The organism is Treponema sp. (genome assembly GCF_017430385.1).
Lineage (GTDB): Bacteria > Spirochaetota > Spirochaetia > Treponematales > Treponemataceae > Treponema_D.
Window position 1 is genome coordinate 1 of sequence record NZ_JAFRNB010000038.1, and the last position, 18,357, is coordinate 18,357.

Genomic DNA, 18,357 nt, shown 5'->3' on the forward strand with positions numbered 1-18,357 from the left:
GAAGACTGGATGAACAATCTTCCTAGAAAAATATTGGGTTATAAAACTCCAGCTCAACTATTTGAAGCTGAGTTAGATAAAATTTATAGAAAAACAGCTTAACAAATTTGTTGTTTCAAGTTGTTATTGCAATTTATGTAATAATAAAAATATTCCTCTTTCTTCATTAAGAGATAAGCCAAATTACATTATGCTTTACGAAAACGGTAAAGGTGTTGTTGATTTCGATGTATCAAGAAATATATTTTTTACATGGGAAGTTGAAAATAATAAACCCGTATTTCACTTTGATAGCAAAGGTGCAAGTGCGGTTTTGAATAAGCAAGGTTATATAGCACTACGGACTGGCGGAATTCTGACCTCTTTAAAACCGACTGTTGTAAATTATTTTTTCCAAAAAGAATAGTTATTTTCTCATAGAACATTAACAAAGAAAGGATTTTCTAAGGAGTTATTATGAGTAAAGGAAAAATTGTTGGAATTGTAATTGGTGTTGTTATTGTCGTTGGATTTTATATTTGGTTTTATGCAAGTCATCCCGGCGAGTTGGAAGCTGCATGGAACGGAACATCTACATCTGCATCTACTTCAAAAGCCAGTGACATGTCAAATTATAAACCTGCAGATTTAAAATGGCTAGCAACTCATAATGATAGTAGCCTTCCTGAACCTAGATTATTTAAGATTCCTATGCGGATAATTGCCAAAGGATATTCAGCAGGTCATTATCAAGTAAGATACAACGGTTCATCCGCTATCGACCTTCGTACAATATCAGGCGGTGATCCTGAGATACATAGTAAACTCAATGACCTTGCTTATTCAGGTCAACCTTTTTATGGTTATTGCGAATATAATATTGTTACCGATACGCTTTATTGTTACTTTGTAGAATATTAATTCAAGTGATAGCTTATCATTTCATATTTATCAGCGAAACACTGATAAATATGAAATCGAATTGTAATGTAAAGAAAATGATATAATGATGTAATTTTATTCTTTCTTGCGAGCTTTCATGGGCTAGGGATTGTAGTGGCGGCGAAGCCGTTCGAACGGGCACGACAACGAGAGTGCCCGCGAAGCGTAGCGTAGGAATGGAGCGCGGTTAGCGCGGAACCACGGAAAGCCCGACCCACGCTTGCGTGGGGAGCCTCCAGTTTTCCACTTTCAACTTTCCGCTTGTTACAGTCCTGTTCCTTCGTCAATTCCCATCATGATGTTCATGCACTGAACGGCAGCACCGCTCGCACCTTTGCCAAGATTGTCGAAACGGCTTGTTATAACGATTCGCTCGTCGTTGCCGCAGACGAAAATCTGCATGTTGTTTGTTCCGGCCAGAGTGTTTGCCGGGATAAAGCTTTCGGTCAAAATGCCTTCGCCCATGAAGTCAGCTGCCTTTACGAACTTACAGCCGTCATAATGCTCCTTGAAGACATCGGCGATTTCCTTTGCGGTGAGCTTTTTTTCCAGAAGGCGGGCATGGAGAGAGACCGTGACAGTCATTCCCTGGAAGTAGTCGCAGACATAAGGATTGAAAATCGGCTTATAGTTGAGACCAGAGACCTTCATCATTTCCGGAAGATGCTTGTGCTCCTGAGTGAGAGCGTAAAGACGTGGTGAATCAAGCTCCGGATTTCGTGCAGGATTTTCGTACTGGGCGATTGCCTTTTTGCCGGCACCAGAATAGCCGGAAACAGCATGACAAACCACAGGATAATCAGGTGACATAATTCCGCGAGAGACCAAAGGATAACAAATTGAAGCAAATCCCGAAGCATAGCATCCAGGGCCTGTAACACGGTTAGACTTTTCGATTCGGGCGCGGTGCTCAGCAGAAAGTTCTGGGAAACCGTAAGCCCAGTCCGGGTTTGTGCGGTGAGCCGTAGAAGCGTCAATAATTCGTACCTTCGGATTAGTGCAAAGTGAAACAGCCTCGATAGAAGCCGCATCCGGCAAACAAAGGAAAGTAAAATCCGAAGCGTTAATCATCTTAGCGCGTTCAGCCGGATCCTTTCGCTTCTCCTCATCAATCAAAAGAATCTCAATGTCCGTGCGTTTCTCAAATCGCTCGTAAATTTTGAGACCTGTCGTTCCTTCTTTTCCGTCAATGAAAATCTTGTATGCCATTTTTTGCTCCTTTGTGGCTAGAATTTATTTTTTATTAGGGCGTTCAGCGACATCCTTGTCGTTACGACAACCTAAAGGTTGTCGCGGAATTAGTTGTCTTTATAATGCAAGGCGACATCCATGTCGCCCTGTAAGCAAAGCAATTGTTTTGCTTTTTGCTGTCGGGCTTTCCGCAGTTCCGCTATCGCTCCATACCGCAAGCGGTACGGCTAACGCCGCTGCTACAATCCCTAACGCGGGGAAATTTTAATCTGCTGACCATCTTGATGAGAAATCATTTGATTGCATTTTTAACCCAATACGCAAGTTTGTAAGCACCTCTTTTCCACCATCAACCATTTCTAGAGCTGATAGCATCGGTGTTATGGCATCTCGTATTTTTGTTAAACTTCCTTTTGATTTTATCCAGTTCTGTGGACTGAAAACTTTCCCTTCTGTGACAGTTTGAGCATTTGCACTTTCAAAACCTGTATTTAAGGCTTTTCCAGACATACTTATAATCTTTTCTAAAAGATTACTTTCTTTTAATTTTTTCAAAACAATTTTTGGTGATGGAACATTATCGGAAGGCATGTTATTTAGTACACCAATAAAAACAGATATTGCGTATAAATGATGGTATGGAGCATAAGCTTTCATTGCTAATAATGATTCATTAAAATTTAATGGATTGTCATTTTCTGGTAGCCAGTTCTTTAATACTTCATCATACAATTCATGTAAAGCTTGAACATTTTCTGGATCATAATCTTTCTTAAATAGTTGTGTGAAGTATTTATCAAAAATCTTTGTTTCACTATAAGCAATTGTCGGTCTTTGAGAATGCCAAGAAATTAATTGTTTTCCAAGCTCTGTTAAATTACAAATATGAGCGGTGTTGTATTTCGCTGTATTAGGTTGTTCTCCGCGTTTTGTAATAAAATAACCATCAGAATAGAATTGTTCAAAAGATTTTTTTATTGCTAAAACAGATTTATCGTTACTGCGCAAATCCCTTGCTTTTACAGTAGATTGAGAATTTGTTGAGGTACTTATAGAATCGCATTTCAAATCATCTGCAATTTCATAAAATCTGAAAAGAATATATCCATTTGTATTATTTCTTACAGCTTCACTTGAACTGTATATTGTACTTAATGATTGACAACCATTTACTACATTTAAGCCTTTTGTCATGAGTTTGTTATTCTCAAATTTTAGACTTGAACATATCGCTGTAATACCATTGTGGAGAAAGAAAAAGTCTTCTGGATTGCTTTTTAGAGTATTCGCAATACCTTTATTTACTTTATTTCCTGTGCCTAAAGATTGACGAACATTTTTTCTAAATAAAGTACCATCTTTTATTCCAGGTATTTTAAAACATTCTCTTAATGGAACGGCGGCAATAACTGCCTTTGTTCCATTTAAGTCTAACTCCATATACCTATTAGTTTCGAGTTCAAATTGATGATCAATATAAGGACGGTTTTTATTAAGAGTATCATTATAACGAGTTTCAATCACTTCACTATCAACAAGAACAAGTTCTGCAGGTAAAGTTTCAGAGGTACTCATTTCTTCTTTAAAAACATTAAAATCATTTATAGCAGAATCGGTAAGAGTGGCTGTCGTCAAAAATTCTATAAATAAATCATAATCATCTTGAAGTGCTGTAGAAATTTCTTGAATTTTTGACTTTAATTTTGTATTTGCTGATTCTTGTAATTGTTTCAAGTCTTTTATTTGTGTCCAGCATGAAAGCAATTCTCTTACAGGTTCTGCATCTGCCGTTCCTTGATAATATTTTCCTTGAATTATATAAACTTTGCAATCCTGGTTATCAATATAAACGGCATCAATTTGTTTATCACCAGCACCATCAACGATAGCATCTTTTGTTTCGACTTCATCTAGGTTATAAACATTTCTCAAATACCAAGCAACAAATCTTTGACCATCGTTTGGATAATTATCTTTATAGTATTTTTGTTGAATATCATTACGAATCTTGTCGTACATGTTTCTTCCTCTTAATAATTTATACGTTTGAATTTTATAAAAATAATTATACCGTTCCGTGTAAAAGTCGTAAACAGAAAGAAATAAAAAAAGACTCGCAACAAATGTCAGTAGTTTCCTTACAGTTAATTTATCTCAATGTTTCTTAATGCTTTTTTCGCAAAGTTGTGTTATATTTTTAAATGCGAGGAGGTAATATATGACGGTGACGATGCAAAATGTTGATGTTCCTTTTTTTGAAGTATTAAAAAGTCTCGTAAATTTACATAAAGGCGTTGTGTTGCAGAAAGTTGAGGAAGAAAAAAATTCGCTTTCTCCGTCAGAAGAGCACATAAAGCAAATAAATGATGTTTATGCAAAAGTTCCAATTGAAGAGCAAACTTTTGCCTGCAATGCTTCAAAAGCTGCCGTGTGGGAGATGATAAAAGATGACACGTGGTGAAATTTGGCTAGTTGATTTCGGTGTACCGATTGGTAGCGAAGCTGGTTATCGGCGTCCTGCTGTTGTTGTACAAAATGATGACTTCAACGAAAGCAATATAGCAACTTGTACCGTCATACCTCTTACAAGCAATATGATTTTGGCAGGGTATACCCCTAATGTTGTTGTTCCCAAAAAAGATTCTAGACTTTCAAAAGACTCCGTGGTTGTAATTCCCTTGGTCACAACGGTTAATAAATTCGCGCTTATTGAGAAATTATCTGTGATGCCTAAAAAGTATATGCAGAAAATCTGTAAAGGTGTGATAGAGGTTCTTGAATTAGATGATTCTATCTAATCCCCCCTCCGGATACACACAGCCCTAGCACTGTTTGCAGCGTATTTCAGTCCCACTGAAAACAAAACTGGCAGCAAAACCTGGTACATTCTTAGCGAATTTTTACCGTTTCGGGCTTTCCAGGATTTTTTCAGCTGATTCCAGATTTTGAAGACGGCTGGGAGAAAATTTATAAACATCGAGATGACAACGGAGAATTTCGGTTCGATTTCTGAATCATTTTTTGTTTTCCATTTGAATGACAAAAATTTGCGGATTTTTATTTCGATTGATTCTATTCCCTGCTTTAGCTCTAGCGAAGTTGAAGTTTTGAACATTAAAGACGCGCTTTGATTGCAGGCACAGAATTTTACGACGAAATTCAATGTCTTTTCGTCTGAGAATGTTGTTTTTACGGCTTGTAAAATCGCCAAAAATAAATCTGCCGGCTTGATTTCTGAAATTGTGTTCAAAAAATCCCCGCTGAATTTCATGTAGACTTCTGAAAAGAATCCAATCAGATACATAAAAATTGCGTACCAGATTACCGGCGTTAAATCCGTGAGCTGTTCTCTTAATGTAAAGCGCAGAAAACAGAACAGTATAAACTGAATCAAAATAAAGGCTGCGGCTACATGCCAGTCAAGAGAAAAAATTATTATGTTGAAAATCGGGATGAACAGAATTTTCAGCTGAGAGGGGAGTTTATGAACAAAAGTTTTTCCCGGTTTATAGCTGAATGCCGAATAATTTGCCATAAAAATCTTTCCTACCAGACTAAATCTTCCGCACTATTGTAAGAAACGAGTGGATTTCGGATATTCCATTGTTCCAAATCTTCTTTGAGCCCTTCGATTGGAGTTCCGTCAAAAACTTTATCGCCGCGGAAAAGAACGATGAATCTGTCTGCAAGGCCGAGGCATTTTTCAAGTTCATGCGAAAGAATCACTATTGTCTTTTTCTGTTCATGAAGTTTTTTGATGAGGGCATTTACCTGTTTTACGCCGCCAAAATCGAGGTTTGCGTAAGGTTCATCAAAAATAACAATCGGCAAGTCCATTGCAAGCATACATGCAACCGCAAGACGTCTTTTTTCACCACCGGACAAAAATCGTGCAGGAAAATCTGCTTTTTCGGTCAAGCCGGTTTGTTCAAGGGCAGTTTCTACAGCTTTTTTTATCTCTGATTTTGATTTTTTCTGATTTTTGGGGCCGAACGCGATGTCTTCTCTTGGAGTTTCGCCTAGAATCTGGGTGTCTGCTTCCTGAAAAACAAGTCCGACTTGTCCGATTGTGCTGACCGAGCCGGAATCCTGCTTTTCAAGGCCGGAAATTATGTTCATTAAAACGCTTTTCCCGGAGCCATTTTCACCGCCGATTACAGTTACGCTTCCTTCTTCAATTGAAAAAGAAACATCCCGAACAGCTGATTTTTTCCCTTCGGATGAAGGATAAGCTTTCGAGATGTTTTGGACTTGTATTGCGGCTTGTTTTTTATTTTCAGTCATAAAGATATTGTGCTGTGACAGGCCGGAGCTTGAGTGCAAGAATTACCACAATCACAGCTTTGATGAAGTCTACCATAAGGAACGGAGCGAAGAAAGCCGTTACGAAGAATTTTATTGCTCCTGAAACTCCCATTTCCGAAGATTTGAAAACGATTACATAGAAAATTTCCGGAAGATAAAGTGCGAGCATTCCTGCAAAAACAGCAATCGTGATTCTGACAGTATTTTTTGCGGAGATATGCTTTTCTTCAACTGTTGGAATCCCGGAAATCAATCCTGCAACAAGTGCGCCGACAATCCAACCGATTCTGTAGCCGCCGTTAATATTCATCAAGACCTGAAATCCGCCCTGGCCGCCCGAAAAAACAGGAAGGCCGATAATGCCGACGAAAAAGAAAAGTGCAACCGGGGCTGCTCCCCAAATTCCGCCTAAAACGACCGCCGTTAAAATGCACATTGCGTTCTGAATGACGATGCCCGAAACAAGTCCTGGAATCGGAATTCTGAAAAAACTTGTGGCGCAGATTATCGCTGCAAAAAAAGCTACGACAGCCGAACGAATGATTTTTTTGTCCATTTTTAATTGTAAACCTCTGTTTTGTGATGTTGGTTTACATAATAGGAATTTATATATGGATTGTCAACCTGATTTTTTGATAATATGGTTTACATGAAAAACCTTCCAGAAAAAATCCATGGAAAATTGATGGACGAGCAGGGCAGGTGCGTTCATTATCATTCAGTGTTGGACATAATTGCGAATAAATGCTCTGTGTGCCAGAAATTTTACGCTTGCTATAAATGCCATGATGAACTTGAAAATCATCCTTTTGGAACGACACACCAGGATGAAAAAGATACCGTGATGTGTGGCGTGTGCGGAAAAACTTTTTCTTACGATGAGTATTCTGGAATGGAAAAGTGTCCTTCTTGTGGCAACGGCTTTAATCCAAGATGTGCGCTGCATAAAGCGTGTTATGTCGCAACTGGCGCTTCGCACCGTGCTACTTGATGAGTGGCAAGCTCCCACACGACGGTTCGCACTGTGCAACTCGGTGAGTGGCAAGCTCCCACCCGTCGATTCGCAGTGTGCCACTTGATGAGTAGCACGCTCCCACTCAGTGATTCGCAGCGTGCTATTTTCTCATTGAATACACGCATCCGCAGTAGTCCTGGCGCCAGAGACCATATTCTTCGGAAAGCTGGGTGCTGCGTAAAAATCCGCCTTTTTTCTTAAAATCTGAGGGAAGAAATTTTGTGTGTGGGGAGATATTCAAACTATCGTTAGTTTTTCGCTCCCCGTTCTGTAAATTTTCAAATGATTTAGCTTTATCAGAAAAATCTTTTACCTTTGTCATTTCGACCTGTCTGCTGACAGGCAGGCTTGGCTCAATGACCGACTGTAATTCCAGTTCTCTTCCAATCACATTAATCTTTTCGCTGTCTTTGTGCGGGCTTATGCTGAGCGTTGTTGTGAACCAATCGAAACCTTCCTTGCAGGCGTATTCATAAGCTCGCTTCATTCGGAACTGATAGCATCTTCGGCAGCGTTCGCCTTTTTCCGGCTCGGTCTGTAATTCAACTTCCGAACGGATGTTAGTTGCTTCAAAATAATCTTCTGGATTGTATTCATCGACAACAAGTTTTACCTGATTCTTAACGGCATCTGGAAATCGTTCCAGAAATTTCTTCAGTTCTTCGAGTCTGCGGAAATATTCTTCTTTTGGATGAATGTTCGGATTGTAATAGTAAATCGTGATGTCAAAAATCTTAGCCAGATATTCAATCACATAAGATGAACAAGGGCCGCAGCATGCGTGAAGGAGAAGAGTTGGTTTTTTAAAACTAACGGTCGTTTCTTTTTCTTCTTCAATTTGATCGAGAATTTTTTCTAGTTCTTTCTGATAATTCATTGTTTCCTCTCGTTAGGGGGTGGAGCACCTTTAGTTACCGCTTGCGGTAATGTAGCGTTAGCGGAAGTGCGGAACACCCGACCGTCGCGAAGCGGCGGGAACGACCTTTTTTTAATCTTGTTTCTTCATTATGAAGTTGCCTTTTAGCATTTTTGTTTGCAGCAGGTTGATGAATGCCATCGGGTCAGTCTTTTTGACTTCGCGAATCAATTTTTCTTCACTGTCGCTTGAAATTACTGTGTAGAGCATGTTTCGCTCCAGGCCAGTGTAGCATCCTTCGCCCTTGAAAAGCGTTGCGTCGTGTCCTGTTGTTTCACGGATGGTTTTGACAATTTCATCAGGTTTTTCGGTTATAATCAGCAGCGTAGATTTTTGGTAGCGTTTGTAGAGAGTGTTCAAAATCTGTGTGCCTGCGAACTGGAAAATAATTGAATAAAGCGCGCGGCTCCAGCCGAACAAAAGTCCGAAAATTGCAAGTACGATTACATTTCCGATGAAGATATGATTCCAGATGCTACGGCCGGTCTTTTCTGAGACATAAATCGATATGAAATCAGTGCCGCCGCTGGTTGCTCCTGCCAAAAGACACAAGCTGATTGCAACTCCGTTTATAATTCCGCCGAAAATAGTGCAAAGAAGGATATCATTTGTGACATCGAGGCCTGGGATTATGTCCGTGAAGAAACCTACGGAAATTATTGACCAAATTGAAAGAATCGTGAATTTTTTCCCGACATATTTGAAGCAGATTATTGCCGGAACTATGTTCAGCCCCCAGTAAAAAATGGCGAATGGAATTTTGATTCCGAGGAATTTTGCGAAAACTTCCTGCAAAAGAAGAGTGATTCCTGTGAAGCCACCTGGCAAAAGCCCCGCCGTGTGAACGAAAGTATTGATGTTCAACGAAAAGAGAACGGATCCGATTGTCACGAGCAAAAATCGAAAAAATGTCTTCATATATAAAAGTTTGTCATGCGGGTGGGATTTTGTCAAATCACTTCAAGTATTTTAGCCTTCGCCAGCTGTCTTTGGGGAACACATATTCTGGAGTTTGGGCTGGCATTGCAAAATCTTCTTCGTGATACCACGGATCGTTTACTCGCTTGGGATTTTTTATCACATAAAAATCTGATGCAGGCGAATTGCCTTGCGCGAGTAGATAGGCTTTTTCGCCAGTTTCTGTGCTTTTGCAGATATCCACGACCATGCAAATGAAGCCGGGCTTATTCAAATCAAAAAGAATGTCTCCGATTTGCACTTGATTTTGCGTAATCGGCTCTGACTCGTATTCCATCATTGAAAGCGGGCTTGTGTGTGCGTAAACATTTTTTAGATAAGAGCGGAAGAACTGGTCTTTTTCGCTTTTGCTGACAGGTTTTTCATATTTTGTCCATTTCTTTAAGTCAGAAGCAACTTCCGTTCGTAAGTTTCGTTTTCTTTCACAGTCGGAAAGCCAGTCTGTCCATTTACAAATTTCACCATTTGTCAGATGAAATGAGATTTTTCCTTCTTTTCCAGAATTGTAAAGATATTCTGCATAAAGCCTAACTATCGATTGGGAGTTTTTCTGTAAATCACCATCTATTGGCATGTCAAAAATGCACGCATGGACTTCCTGATTTGGCTTTTCGTTCCCATTAGATAAAAGAACCGGGCTGCCAGCTTCCTTTAATGGAAAATTCCGTAAATATTCGGCGAAACTTTTTTGCTCGGTTTTGATTCTTTTGAATTTCGGTGGAACATGGATTCGTTCGACGATGTTTTGCCCTTCGTCTTGCACAAGCTGCAATGAATGTGTGTGCGAAAAGACGGGAATGAGAGAAGCTAGAAGGGCAATCGTTAATGGTAAAATCTTTTTCATATTCAAAGTTATTCGCTTGGTTCGGAAAATGAGGCTTCAAAATGACCAACGCTTTCCGAACCCAAACTTTAGTTATTATACCTTGAATTGATCGATTTGCGTACCGATTTGTTCGATTGAATTCTTCATTTTTCCAGCGATTTCAGAAAGGGCAGCGCCGGTCTCGTTTATTTTCTTCGCACCGACGGCCATTTCTTCCATGCTGGCCTTCATTACGGTTGTTGCGTTCTGAAGGTTTCGTACTTCGTCGAGAATCTGCTTGTTTCCGATAGACATTTCTTCGGAAGCCGTGCGGACTTCAATCGTGCTGTCGTTCATAGACTGGAGAGAAGAGGTGATTTGTTTTGAACCTTCCTGCTGCTCTTCCATTGCGCTCTTAATCTGGCGAACGAGCTGGTCAGTTTCACGGATTTTGTCAGCGACTGTATTGAAAGCCTCGCTTGATTCTTGTGAAGCCTGAACAACGGAATTGATTGATTCCTTGATGCTTGAAAGTTGTTCTCCGATTGTCTTTGACTGAATTGTTGAAGTTTCTGAAAGCTTACGGATTTCATCTGCTACGACAGCAAAGCCTTTTCCTGCATCGCCAGCATGAGCCGCCTCGATTGCAGCGTTCATTGCGAGAAGGTTTGTCTGGCTTGCGATTGCTGCGATTGCCGCGTTTGCTTCCTGGAGCATCTGTGACTGCTGCTCGATTTCATGAATCCGCTCGTTTACATGGACTTGCTTTTCGGCACCGCTCTTGGCATTTTCTGTGAGCGAGTCAAAAGAAGCCGCCATTTTATCAACCGAATTGTTTACCGAGGCGATGTTTCCAATCATCTCTTCGACTGCAGAAGAAGCATTGCTTACGCCCTGAGACTGGTTTGCAATCATTCGTTCAAGTGACTCGATATTTGAGGCGATTTCGTTGACCGCACCGGCTGTCTGAGAAACACTGTCGCCCTGATTTGAGATTTGGTTGTGTACGCTGGAAATGTTTGCGATAATCTGTGTGATTGATGCGCTTGTGTCCTGCATACTCACATCAAGGTCTTCACCAGCCGCTGCAAGCACATCTTTTGAATCTTTGACATCAGAAACGATTGTGTGAAGTTTCTCGGTGAATTTATTGAATCCATTGACTACACCGCCAATCTCGTTGTTGACTTTTTCGGCTGCTCCTGTAATTCGCTTGGTCAAATCGGCCTTTCCAGAAGCAATTTCATCAATAGATGCTTTGACTTTTAGGAGCGGTTTGAGCGAATGGAAGATTCCGGCTCCGATTCCAAGCACGAGTGCGATTCCAAGGATTCCGCCTGCGATAATCAGAGTGATTGCGATTTCCTGTGCCGTGTTATAAACCTGTTTTTCATCGATGATGAATGCAAATCCCCAGTCCGCGTTTTCAACTGGCTGATAAGTGACATACTTTGTGCCGAGAGCCGCAGATTTAATCCAAGTGGCTCCGCTCTGTTTTTGAGCAAGTGCCTGCGTGACAGGACGCATTGCCTCAGTAATGGATTTTATTCCTTCTTCGTCGGTGTTTGGGGCAGAAGTTGAGATAATGTCTCCTTCGCTGTTAAAAAGAATTGCGTAACCGGTTTTTCCGATTTTGATTGTCCTTACGAATTCTGTGAGTTTGTCTACGCCTACGACCGCACTGTAAAATCCAACTGTTTTTCCGTTGACTTTTGCAGCTTGAGAAACATGAATGATTGTGGTTCCTGTTGATTTTGAAGTTACCGGGTCATCGATGTTTGTGTCGTTGCCTTGCTCCATGATGGCCTTGAAGTAAACTCGGTCTTTGACATTGGTGATTTTGTTTTGGTCATTGTAGAAGTCACCTTTTGAGTCAATATAACCGATTCGATCAAAGTCCGGGGTGCGTGATTTTGCGTGAGCTACGAGCCATCTCTGAATTTCAGCCGGATTTTCGGTTTGAGTGATGTCTGCCTCTGTGTACATTCGCATTTGCTTGATGTATTCGCTGAGTTTCATTGAAACGACATTTGAATATGCGTCTGTAATTTTGAGACAATTTTCCTCGTATTCACTTGCGACCGAATTTTTTGTCCGGTTTGTCACGACGAAAATCTGCAAAGATGTTAACACTGCGACGATGATGACAGTGATACCAACAATGTAATAGACCAGTTTGCCTTGTTTTTTAGGCGGTTTTGTGTTTTCGTTCATATCCATAAAGACTATTTTAATATTGCTGTGGATATAAAGCAAATTTTTTTTGGAATTTTATTCTCTAATTTCTTTCTGTATCTGGTTTTCGGTAATCCCAGTTGTGCTTTGGGTAGCGGCCTTTCATTTCCTTGCAGATTTCGACCCATGCTCCAGTCCAGAAATTTTCCAGATCTTCCGTGATTTGAAGCGGACGGCTTGCCGGGGAAAGGAGCTTGAGCAGAACAGGCTTTCCGAGAATTTTCGGAGTTTCAAAACAGCCAAAAATCTGCTGAATAATGATTTCAAGGCTCGGCTGAATTTCACCGTCTGCCTTTTTTTCATATTTGATTTTTCGCTTCCGATTGTTAGGCAAAGTGATTTGAAGCGGAACTTTTGAATCGATTTCGCTTCCATCAAGATACCAGTAAAGCGCGTCATAAATATCCTGAGCGTTGATTTTTTGTGACCTAACGAACGGTTGTAACCATTCTTTTGCATTTTGAGCCAGGGAATCGAACTTTTTTTGCAGTTCAGGGGCCGAAACTTGTTCAGAATGAGGATTTTGAGACTGATTTTTGATATAAAACTCTGTTCTGAGCAGGAAATCTGCAATTTTGCTATCGATTGGTAGTGAATCCAGACCTTTTTTGCTTACCAAGTCACAAACTGCCAACGCAAAATCTTCGTTCTCTGCCGGAAGTTTCTTTTCTTTGAGGATAATCGCACCATAAGCTAAAATTTCTTTTTTCTGAACCGAAAGATTTTTGAAATCGCTTCCATTCGTTAGTCCGACAAATTCAGTTCTAATTTCAGACTTCGCATGATTCTTCAAGAATTCTTCCGGCTGATTTTCAGACAGTGCTTCAAAAGAATAGATTTTTCCAATCCGTTCACCAGCGTCAACTTCGGGCGCAACAAGCCAGGCCGGGAAAGATGGAATTCGAGCCTGAGAAAGCAGTTCCCGGCTAAGCCATGCCTTTCGCCCGCTCGGAAACTGATATTCGGCACGGTCAGCGTTCGGTTGTGTTTCCGGGGAGATTCGGGCAAGCCTGTCTGGAAAGCCTGAGAGAATTGACGGTAAATTTTGAACCTTAGTCGTTTGATTTTGAGCATTTAATCCCTTCAGTCGTCGTTTCAAATCATTCACGAAAATTTTCTGTCGTTCCGGGCTTGCCTCGGCGTATTCTGAAAATGGAAGAACTGCTTCCGCACCACCCGCAAGAGCCACACACGCAAGCCGGGGATGCAGACCTAGCTTCAACACGGCCTTTCCTTTTTCGGTAATTTTCGTTGATTTCGTTCCGTTTGAATCTTCGTGCGTTTCAAGGCAATCAAGATTTTCGAGCAAGAATTTTGCGGCATTCCATGCAGATTCACTCGGCGGAGTAAGCCAGTCAAGTTTATTGATTTCGCACGCTCCCCATTCGGCACATTCAAGCACAAGCTGTGTTAAATCGGCACGCAAGATTTCAGGTTGATTCTGCTCCAACCGCACATCATGCTCGCCCCACAAGCGGACACATCTTCCCTCAGTAACTCGGCCAGCACGACCGGCACGCTGTTCTGCACTAAAAAGACTTTCGTTCTCGGTCACAAGATGTTCCATTCCAAGAGAGACATTCATTTTGTTCACACGGCAAAGTCCTGAATCCACGACAATCGTAACGCCAGGAACCGTGAGCGAAGTTTCCGCAATCGCCGAAGAAAGAATCACGCGGCGCGGAGAATCCACAGTACAAGGCCGAAGAATCTTACGCTGCTCACTCAAAGGCACTGAACTGTGAAGAATCAAGATTTCAGCAGAACTATCGGAAGTTAGTTTTTCTTCAAGCTCAGATTTTGTTTTTCGGATTTCATAAATGCCAGGAAGGAAAGCAAGAATCGAACCGACATCCTGTCGATTCGATTCTGACGAGAAAATTCTGTTCACCTCACGGCAAACAGAATTTTCTCTCTCTGCTTTTTCCCCACATCCTTGTGGGGGACCTTTTTTTAATTCTTCCAGAATTGCCCCTGCCACACTCAGATTCGGCTTGTATTCAATCTCAACCGGGAACTGACGGCCAGGAATCTGCATGACTGGGGCTGGATTTTCCTTGCTCCCTAAATATTCAGCTATCGAGCGGTAGTCGATTGTCGCACTCATCACGATTACAAACAAATCATCGCGTAACTGCATCGTCTCTTTTAAGAAAGCTAGTGCCAAATCAGAATGAATTGACCTTTCATGAAACTCGTCCAGTACAATCACATTGACATCTTCCAAAAGCGGATCAGCCTGCAAGCGTCTGGTCAAAATTGCCTCGGTAATCACTTCAAGCCTGGTCCGTGCCGAAACCTTAGAATCAAGATGAAGCCTGTAACCCACCGTTCCGCCAGTTTCCTCGCCCAGCAAATCCGAAAGCCTGTCCGCAATCGCACTTGCAGCAAGCCGGCGAGGTTCAAGCATCAGAATTTTTCCGTCAAAATGTTCAAGCAAAGCAATCGGCACGGCAGTAGATTTTCCTGCGGCAGTTTCAGCGGTAAGGACGAGAAAGCGCGATTCAGATTTTCTCAGATTTTCACAAATATCATTAAGGAAGGGAAAAATCGGAAGCGAGGAAAGGTTTTCATAAGCGTGGCTGAAATTTGGCATGAGCCAATTATATCAAAATCAAAAAATCTCAGCTATTGCAGGAATTTTCATCTTCCGGCAAATTATTTCCCCAGATTTCCAGCAATCGCTCATCAATCTGCTGAATGATAAGGCCTTTTTTGAAAGAAAACTTCTTTTCGGTTAGTAAATTTAGCCAAAAGAAAACTTCCGTTAGTTTGTTTCCGGCTTTTCCAAAGTGTTTTAGAAAAGAATCATTATTTTGGGGCGAAATTAATGCCCTTGAAAGGAAAACCATTCCAACTAAAATTCCGCTCCGTCGTAATCCCAGCAAAAGAGAATCTAGCGTGACTTTAAGCCTGCCGAGCGTTAGTAAAACTTCCCCCGACGGCGACAAAAGTGCAAAAAATGTGACTGAAATAATAATTACGAGCGATGGAACAACCCGCACTCGACGGCATCTTACACAGGCCAGAATAAAAAATATCAAAACGAAGAACCAGATTGTGGCGGTCAAAATGATTTCAGATTTCATCAGATTTCTCCACCTCGCTCTGTGTGACAGGCGAATCCGCCGCTGTTGGATTGACAGCTCCCGCAGACAATCGGGCCTTAAACCATTTTGATTTCTGCATAAAAAGTTCCGTAAACACACCGAGAACCAATCCCGTGACTAAACCCGAAATTAATAGGATGGGTGCGACATATTTCGTATTTTCTCCAAAAAGAAAGAATCGTGCCAAAATCAGCTGGGTTAGAGTATTCGCAAGGGAACCGGCCAAAGAAATTCCGACTGCTGAAACATGAAAAAACTTTCGTTCGTTAGTCAAATCCTTCTTCACATCTTTTTTTCCGAAAATCTCATAAATCCCCATCATCGCAAGAGCCGAAGCAAACGAACCGCCCGCAGAAAAAATAAAGATATATGAAAGAAGCGTCCCCGAAATCACGCCCTGCGCAATCACCTTGAACAGCACAATCGAAAGCACTTCCCGCCGGCGAAGCAAAAAAAGGCCAAGAATCACCGGCAAATTCGCAAGCCCAAGTCGCAAAAACGGCAACGGCTTAGGAATCGCATTTTCCACTGCAGCGAGAAAAAGACAAATCGCACAAAGAAAGGAAATCAGTTTGGAGCGGGGCATGTAAACATTATAATAGAAAGAACTTTGTTTTGTAATGGGGAAAAATATTGCGTGGTGATATTGTTGCCTTGCGAGCTTACATGGGCTAGGGTATGGAGTGGTGGCTAAGCCAGTGCGTAAGCACCGAGCGATAGCGAGCCACGGAACACCCGACCGCTGTGTTACGAAGCGAAGCGGAGTAGCAGCGGTAGCCTCCTAATCTCACTTAAACGGGTCCTTTGACTGGTCAACTGTCATAAGTTCGTCCACATTTACGCCGAAGGTCATTCGCTGCATGGATTTTAGGACTTCCTGGTAATTGTAGGTTTTTGTTTCGACTTTTTGGGCGTTCAGGGCGGCAAGGACTTTTGCACATGGCTTATATTTTGCGGCTCTTGCGAAAAGTTCGTTTCGTGGAACGGCTTTTTTTGTTACTTTCAGGTCTTCTGCAATCTGACTTACAATGATGTCGTCTATTCTTGCGCTGATTGAGGAAGTCTGAACATAAGCATCGCGGACAGATTTTTGGTCAGTGTCATAATAGAAAATCTTTACGGAAGCTGATTCTGCTGAATCTGATTTTTGTGGGGCGGCAGAATTTTCCGGCTCCGTGTTATTTTCCTGGGAAGCAACGGCAATCATTGAGGCAAATTTCAAAGGATTTGGAGTTGCATCAAGTTTTTGAGTCAATTCGGCATCAGAATACAAGAATGTTTTTTCAATCGCAACTGCTGTTTCACAATTCAGGGCAAAGACGGATTTATCAAGCCAGAAGTCAAGATTATCATGCACGACATGGACATATTCTGTTCCGCTGACTGCTGGTTGAGCGTTCTCCGCGTTTTCTGTGTTTGTCGTTTCAGAAGCTTCGGCTGCTCCGGCGGTGGCAAGAGAATTTTTGTCAGGAACAAATTTGGTATCAATCACGCCGTCAATTTCAAGCACGGAAATGTCATTTCCGGCATAAAGTTTGAGAAGTGGGTGCATTTTTGAGTCGCGGCCAAAAAGGTACAAATCAGCTTTTCGGCTTAAAATCTTCCCGGAAACTAAAGTTTCGACAGGCTCCGGCTCCGGCGGGATTTCTTCAACAACCGGCTGTTTTTCATTCAGACAGGAAGCAAGAAAAATTCCTGTTCCTGTCAGTGCTGCAATTACAACTTTATTAAATTTCATATATATATTTTCGGCAAAAAAAAGCCGGCCTTTGACAGCCAGCTTTCGTAAATTTCATGTTCGGATTTTAAGCGAACAGATTATTTTTTCCATGGGTTTTCGCGGATGAATGTCTCGTCACGCTCGTAGCCTACAGAAATGATTCCAACTTCAGTCTTGGTGTAGTCTTCGATGAACTCAACATAATCGCGTGCAGCTTTTGGCAAATCTTCATAAGAGCGGCACTCTTTGAGGCTCTTCTTCCAGCCCTTGAACTTTTTGAGGACAGGTTTTGCCTTTTCCATTGCAGGAACGCTTGCCGGGAAGTCAACGACTGTCTTTCCGTCGATTTCGTAAGCAACGCAGGCTTCGATTTCGTCGAATGTGTCGTAAATATCGAGGTGTGTGAGAACGAGTGAATCGATTGAGTTTGTGATACAAGCATAGCGGAGTGCTACGAGGTCAAGATAACCGCATCTTCTGGCTCTACCAGTTGTTACACCATATTCGCGGCCAGTCTTTCGGACATACTCACAAAGCTCGCCTTCACTTTCGTTGTTGAACTCTGTTGGCATTGGGCCGTTTCCGACTCGTGTCTGATATGCTTTGAAAACACCGAGGATTTTGTCGATATTTTTTGGACCGATTCCACAGCCTGTAGCTGCTCCTGCTGAGCATGAAGCTCCTGAAGAAACATACGGATAAGTACCGGAATCGATGTCGAGCATTGCGCCCTGTGCGCCTTCAAAAAGGATGTTTTCGTTGCGATATTCGAACATCTTTGAAGTCAAATCAACGCGCATTTCGATGAGCTTGTCTTTGTATTTGTTGAGGTAAGCGAGGTTTTCGCCGTCGAACTCAGCCATTTTCTCCGGCCAGTCCAAATCAGCAAGGCGGAGACCGTCGCGGTGTGCTTTTTCTGAATATGCGATACCGATTCCGCGGCCTGTTGTGCCGATCGGGCGTTTGCGGGCAGCGTCACGGTCTTTGTCCATCTGTCGGTAGCCAGGAAGAATGATGTGAGCGCGGTCAGAAATGAAAACGCGGCCTTCCCAGTCAATTCCGTTGTCTTTGAGCATCTGAAGCTCGTTGAAAAGTGCCTCCGGGTCGATTACCATGCCGGCACCAAGGAAAACAGATTTGTTCGGATACAAAATTCCAGAC

At 41.9% G+C, this 18,357-nt stretch carries 19 protein-coding genes; 5 read left to right on the forward strand and 14 right to left on the reverse strand.

Going from position 1 to position 18,357, the window contains the following annotated elements:
- The first annotated feature begins 190 nt into the window (after nucleotides 1-190).
- Nucleotides 191-406 carry a hypothetical protein gene (locus IJJ71_RS02615; protein ID WP_296845157.1) on the forward strand — a complete coding sequence of 72 codons (216 nt, stop codon included), beginning with the start codon at nucleotides 191-193 and terminating at the stop codon, nucleotides 404-406.
- Nucleotides 407-456: 50 nt separating this feature from the next.
- Complete coding sequence (locus IJJ71_RS02620; protein ID WP_296845158.1) at nucleotides 457-900, forward strand: hypothetical protein; 444 nt, start codon at nucleotides 457-459, stop codon at nucleotides 898-900.
- A 285-nt stretch (nucleotides 901-1,185) separates the two neighbouring features.
- Here the strand turns inward: IJJ71_RS02620 and argC are convergent, their stop codons facing one another.
- Together argC and IJJ71_RS02630 are read right to left on the reverse strand one after the other, a co-directional pair.
- Complete coding sequence (gene argC / locus IJJ71_RS02625; RefSeq protein ID WP_296845159.1) at nucleotides 1,186-2,130, reverse strand: N-acetyl-gamma-glutamyl-phosphate reductase; 945 nt, start codon at nucleotides 2,128-2,130, stop codon at nucleotides 1,186-1,188.
- A gap of 246 nt (nucleotides 2,131-2,376) precedes the next feature.
- Nucleotides 2,377-4,131 (reverse strand): AIPR family protein, encoded by a 1,755-nt coding sequence (locus IJJ71_RS02630; protein WP_296845160.1) that lies wholly within the window; start codon nucleotides 4,129-4,131, stop codon nucleotides 2,377-2,379.
- 199 nt (nucleotides 4,132-4,330) lie between these two features.
- Here IJJ71_RS02630 and IJJ71_RS02635 point away from each other — a divergent pair, with 199 nt between their 5' ends.
- A complete protein-coding gene (locus IJJ71_RS02635) occupies nucleotides 4,331-4,573 on the forward strand; it encodes a hypothetical protein (protein ID WP_296845161.1) in 243 nt (80 codons plus the stop codon).
- Nucleotides 4,560-4,910 carry a type II toxin-antitoxin system PemK/MazF family toxin gene (locus tag IJJ71_RS02640; protein ID WP_296845162.1) on the forward strand — a complete coding sequence of 117 codons (351 nt, stop codon included), beginning with the start codon at nucleotides 4,560-4,562 and terminating at the stop codon, nucleotides 4,908-4,910. The genes IJJ71_RS02635 and IJJ71_RS02640 overlap by 14 nt, the downstream gene beginning before the upstream one ends.
- On the opposite strand, the gene IJJ71_RS02645 is transcribed toward IJJ71_RS02640, so the two are convergent.
- From IJJ71_RS02645 to IJJ71_RS02655, 3 genes are read right to left on the reverse strand one after another with little or no spacing between them, the layout of a single operon-like run.
- Nucleotides 4,907-5,647, reverse strand: coding sequence for a hypothetical protein (locus IJJ71_RS02645; RefSeq protein WP_296845163.1), 741 nt, complete (start codon nucleotides 5,645-5,647; stop codon nucleotides 4,907-4,909). The two genes, IJJ71_RS02640 and IJJ71_RS02645, sit on opposite strands and share 4 nt — an antisense overlap.
- Before the next feature lie 11 nt (nucleotides 5,648-5,658).
- Nucleotides 5,659-6,396 (reverse strand): energy-coupling factor ABC transporter ATP-binding protein, encoded by a 738-nt coding sequence (locus tag IJJ71_RS02650; RefSeq protein ID WP_296845164.1) that lies wholly within the window; start codon nucleotides 6,394-6,396, stop codon nucleotides 5,659-5,661.
- Nucleotides 6,389-6,973 (reverse strand): biotin transporter BioY, encoded by a 585-nt coding sequence (locus IJJ71_RS02655; RefSeq protein WP_296845165.1) that lies wholly within the window; start codon nucleotides 6,971-6,973, stop codon nucleotides 6,389-6,391. The genes IJJ71_RS02650 and IJJ71_RS02655 overlap by 8 nt, the downstream gene beginning before the upstream one ends.
- 93 nt (nucleotides 6,974-7,066) lie before the next feature.
- Between IJJ71_RS02655 and IJJ71_RS02660 the strand changes: the two genes are divergently transcribed.
- Nucleotides 7,067-7,408, forward strand: coding sequence for a CHY zinc finger protein (locus IJJ71_RS02660; RefSeq protein WP_296845166.1), 342 nt, complete (start codon nucleotides 7,067-7,069; stop codon nucleotides 7,406-7,408).
- Nucleotides 7,409-7,532: 124 nt separating this feature from the next.
- Here the strand turns inward: IJJ71_RS02660 and IJJ71_RS02665 are convergent, their stop codons facing one another.
- From IJJ71_RS02665 to IJJ71_RS02705, 9 genes are all read right to left on the reverse strand, one after another.
- On the reverse strand, nucleotides 7,533-8,309 hold the full coding sequence (locus IJJ71_RS02665; protein WP_296845167.1) for an epoxyqueuosine reductase QueH: 777 nt from the start codon (nucleotides 8,307-8,309) through the stop codon (nucleotides 7,533-7,535).
- A 111-nt stretch (nucleotides 8,310-8,420) separates the two neighbouring features.
- Nucleotides 8,421-9,266: a YitT family protein gene (locus tag IJJ71_RS02670; protein ID WP_296845168.1), complete on the reverse strand. Its 846-nt coding sequence runs from the start codon at nucleotides 9,264-9,266 to the stop codon at nucleotides 8,421-8,423.
- Nucleotides 9,267-9,303: 37 nt separating this feature from the next.
- Nucleotides 9,304-10,170: a DUF4846 domain-containing protein gene (locus tag IJJ71_RS02675; protein WP_296845169.1), complete on the reverse strand. Its 867-nt coding sequence runs from the start codon at nucleotides 10,168-10,170 to the stop codon at nucleotides 9,304-9,306.
- A gap of 75 nt (nucleotides 10,171-10,245) precedes the next feature.
- Nucleotides 10,246-12,351 (reverse strand): methyl-accepting chemotaxis protein, encoded by a 2,106-nt coding sequence (locus IJJ71_RS02680; RefSeq protein ID WP_296845171.1) that lies wholly within the window; start codon nucleotides 12,349-12,351, stop codon nucleotides 10,246-10,248.
- A 58-nt stretch (nucleotides 12,352-12,409) separates the two neighbouring features.
- Nucleotides 12,410-14,962 (reverse strand): ATP-dependent RNA helicase, encoded by a 2,553-nt coding sequence (locus IJJ71_RS02685; RefSeq protein ID WP_296845172.1) that lies wholly within the window; start codon nucleotides 14,960-14,962, stop codon nucleotides 12,410-12,412.
- Between the two features lie 28 nt (nucleotides 14,963-14,990).
- Nucleotides 14,991-15,455: a hypothetical protein gene (locus IJJ71_RS02690; RefSeq protein WP_296845173.1), complete on the reverse strand. Its 465-nt coding sequence runs from the start codon at nucleotides 15,453-15,455 to the stop codon at nucleotides 14,991-14,993.
- Nucleotides 15,445-16,062, reverse strand: a complete 618-nt coding sequence (locus IJJ71_RS02695; protein WP_296845174.1) for a Gx transporter family protein — start codon at nucleotides 16,060-16,062, stop codon at nucleotides 15,445-15,447. The genes IJJ71_RS02690 and IJJ71_RS02695 overlap by 11 nt, the downstream gene beginning before the upstream one ends.
- A gap of 201 nt (nucleotides 16,063-16,263) precedes the next feature.
- Nucleotides 16,264-17,214: a hypothetical protein gene (locus IJJ71_RS02700; RefSeq protein ID WP_296845175.1), complete on the reverse strand. Its 951-nt coding sequence runs from the start codon at nucleotides 17,212-17,214 to the stop codon at nucleotides 16,264-16,266.
- Nucleotides 17,215-17,294: 80 nt separating this feature from the next.
- A partial coding sequence (locus IJJ71_RS02705) for an adenylosuccinate synthetase (RefSeq protein ID WP_296845176.1) occupies nucleotides 17,295-18,357 on the reverse strand: 1,063 nt, incomplete at its 5' end.

Bases quoted from the DNA above. Each gene is read 5' to 3' on its own strand.
- IJJ71_RS02615 (WP_296845157.1), top strand. From the start codon at position 191: ATGCTTTACGAAAACGGTAAAGGTGTTGTTGATTTCGATGTATCAAGA.
- IJJ71_RS02620 (WP_296845158.1), top strand. From the start codon at position 457: ATGAGTAAAGGAAAAATTGTTGGAATTGTAATTGGTGTTGTTATTGTC.
- argC (WP_296845159.1), bottom strand. From the start codon at position 2,130: ATGGCATACAAGATTTTCATTGACGGAAAAGAAGGAACGACAGGTCTC.
- IJJ71_RS02630 (WP_296845160.1), bottom strand. From the start codon at position 4,131: ATGTACGACAAGATTCGTAATGATATTCAACAAAAATACTATAAAGAT.
- IJJ71_RS02635 (WP_296845161.1), top strand. From the start codon at position 4,331: ATGACGGTGACGATGCAAAATGTTGATGTTCCTTTTTTTGAAGTATTA.
- IJJ71_RS02640 (WP_296845162.1), top strand. From the start codon at position 4,560: ATGACACGTGGTGAAATTTGGCTAGTTGATTTCGGTGTACCGATTGGT.
- IJJ71_RS02645 (WP_296845163.1), bottom strand. From the start codon at position 5,647: ATGGCAAATTATTCGGCATTCAGCTATAAACCGGGAAAAACTTTTGTT.
- IJJ71_RS02650 (WP_296845164.1), bottom strand. From the start codon at position 6,396: ATGACTGAAAATAAAAAACAAGCCGCAATACAAGTCCAAAACATCTCG.
- IJJ71_RS02655 (WP_296845165.1), bottom strand. From the start codon at position 6,973: ATGGACAAAAAAATCATTCGTTCGGCTGTCGTAGCTTTTTTTGCAGCG.
- IJJ71_RS02660 (WP_296845166.1), top strand. From the start codon at position 7,067: ATGAAAAACCTTCCAGAAAAAATCCATGGAAAATTGATGGACGAGCAG.
- IJJ71_RS02665 (WP_296845167.1), bottom strand. From the start codon at position 8,309: ATGAATTATCAGAAAGAACTAGAAAAAATTCTCGATCAAATTGAAGAA.
- IJJ71_RS02670 (WP_296845168.1), bottom strand. From the start codon at position 9,266: ATGAAGACATTTTTTCGATTTTTGCTCGTGACAATCGGATCCGTTCTC.
- IJJ71_RS02675 (WP_296845169.1), bottom strand. From the start codon at position 10,170: ATGAAAAAGATTTTACCATTAACGATTGCCCTTCTAGCTTCTCTCATT.
- IJJ71_RS02680 (WP_296845171.1), bottom strand. From the start codon at position 12,351: ATGGATATGAACGAAAACACAAAACCGCCTAAAAAACAAGGCAAACTG.
- IJJ71_RS02685 (WP_296845172.1), bottom strand. From the start codon at position 14,962: ATGCCAAATTTCAGCCACGCTTATGAAAACCTTTCCTCGCTTCCGATT.
- IJJ71_RS02690 (WP_296845173.1), bottom strand. From the start codon at position 15,455: ATGAAATCTGAAATCATTTTGACCGCCACAATCTGGTTCTTCGTTTTG.
- IJJ71_RS02695 (WP_296845174.1), bottom strand. From the start codon at position 16,062: ATGCCCCGCTCCAAACTGATTTCCTTTCTTTGTGCGATTTGTCTTTTT.
- IJJ71_RS02700 (WP_296845175.1), bottom strand. From the start codon at position 17,214: ATGAAATTTAATAAAGTTGTAATTGCAGCACTGACAGGAACAGGAATT.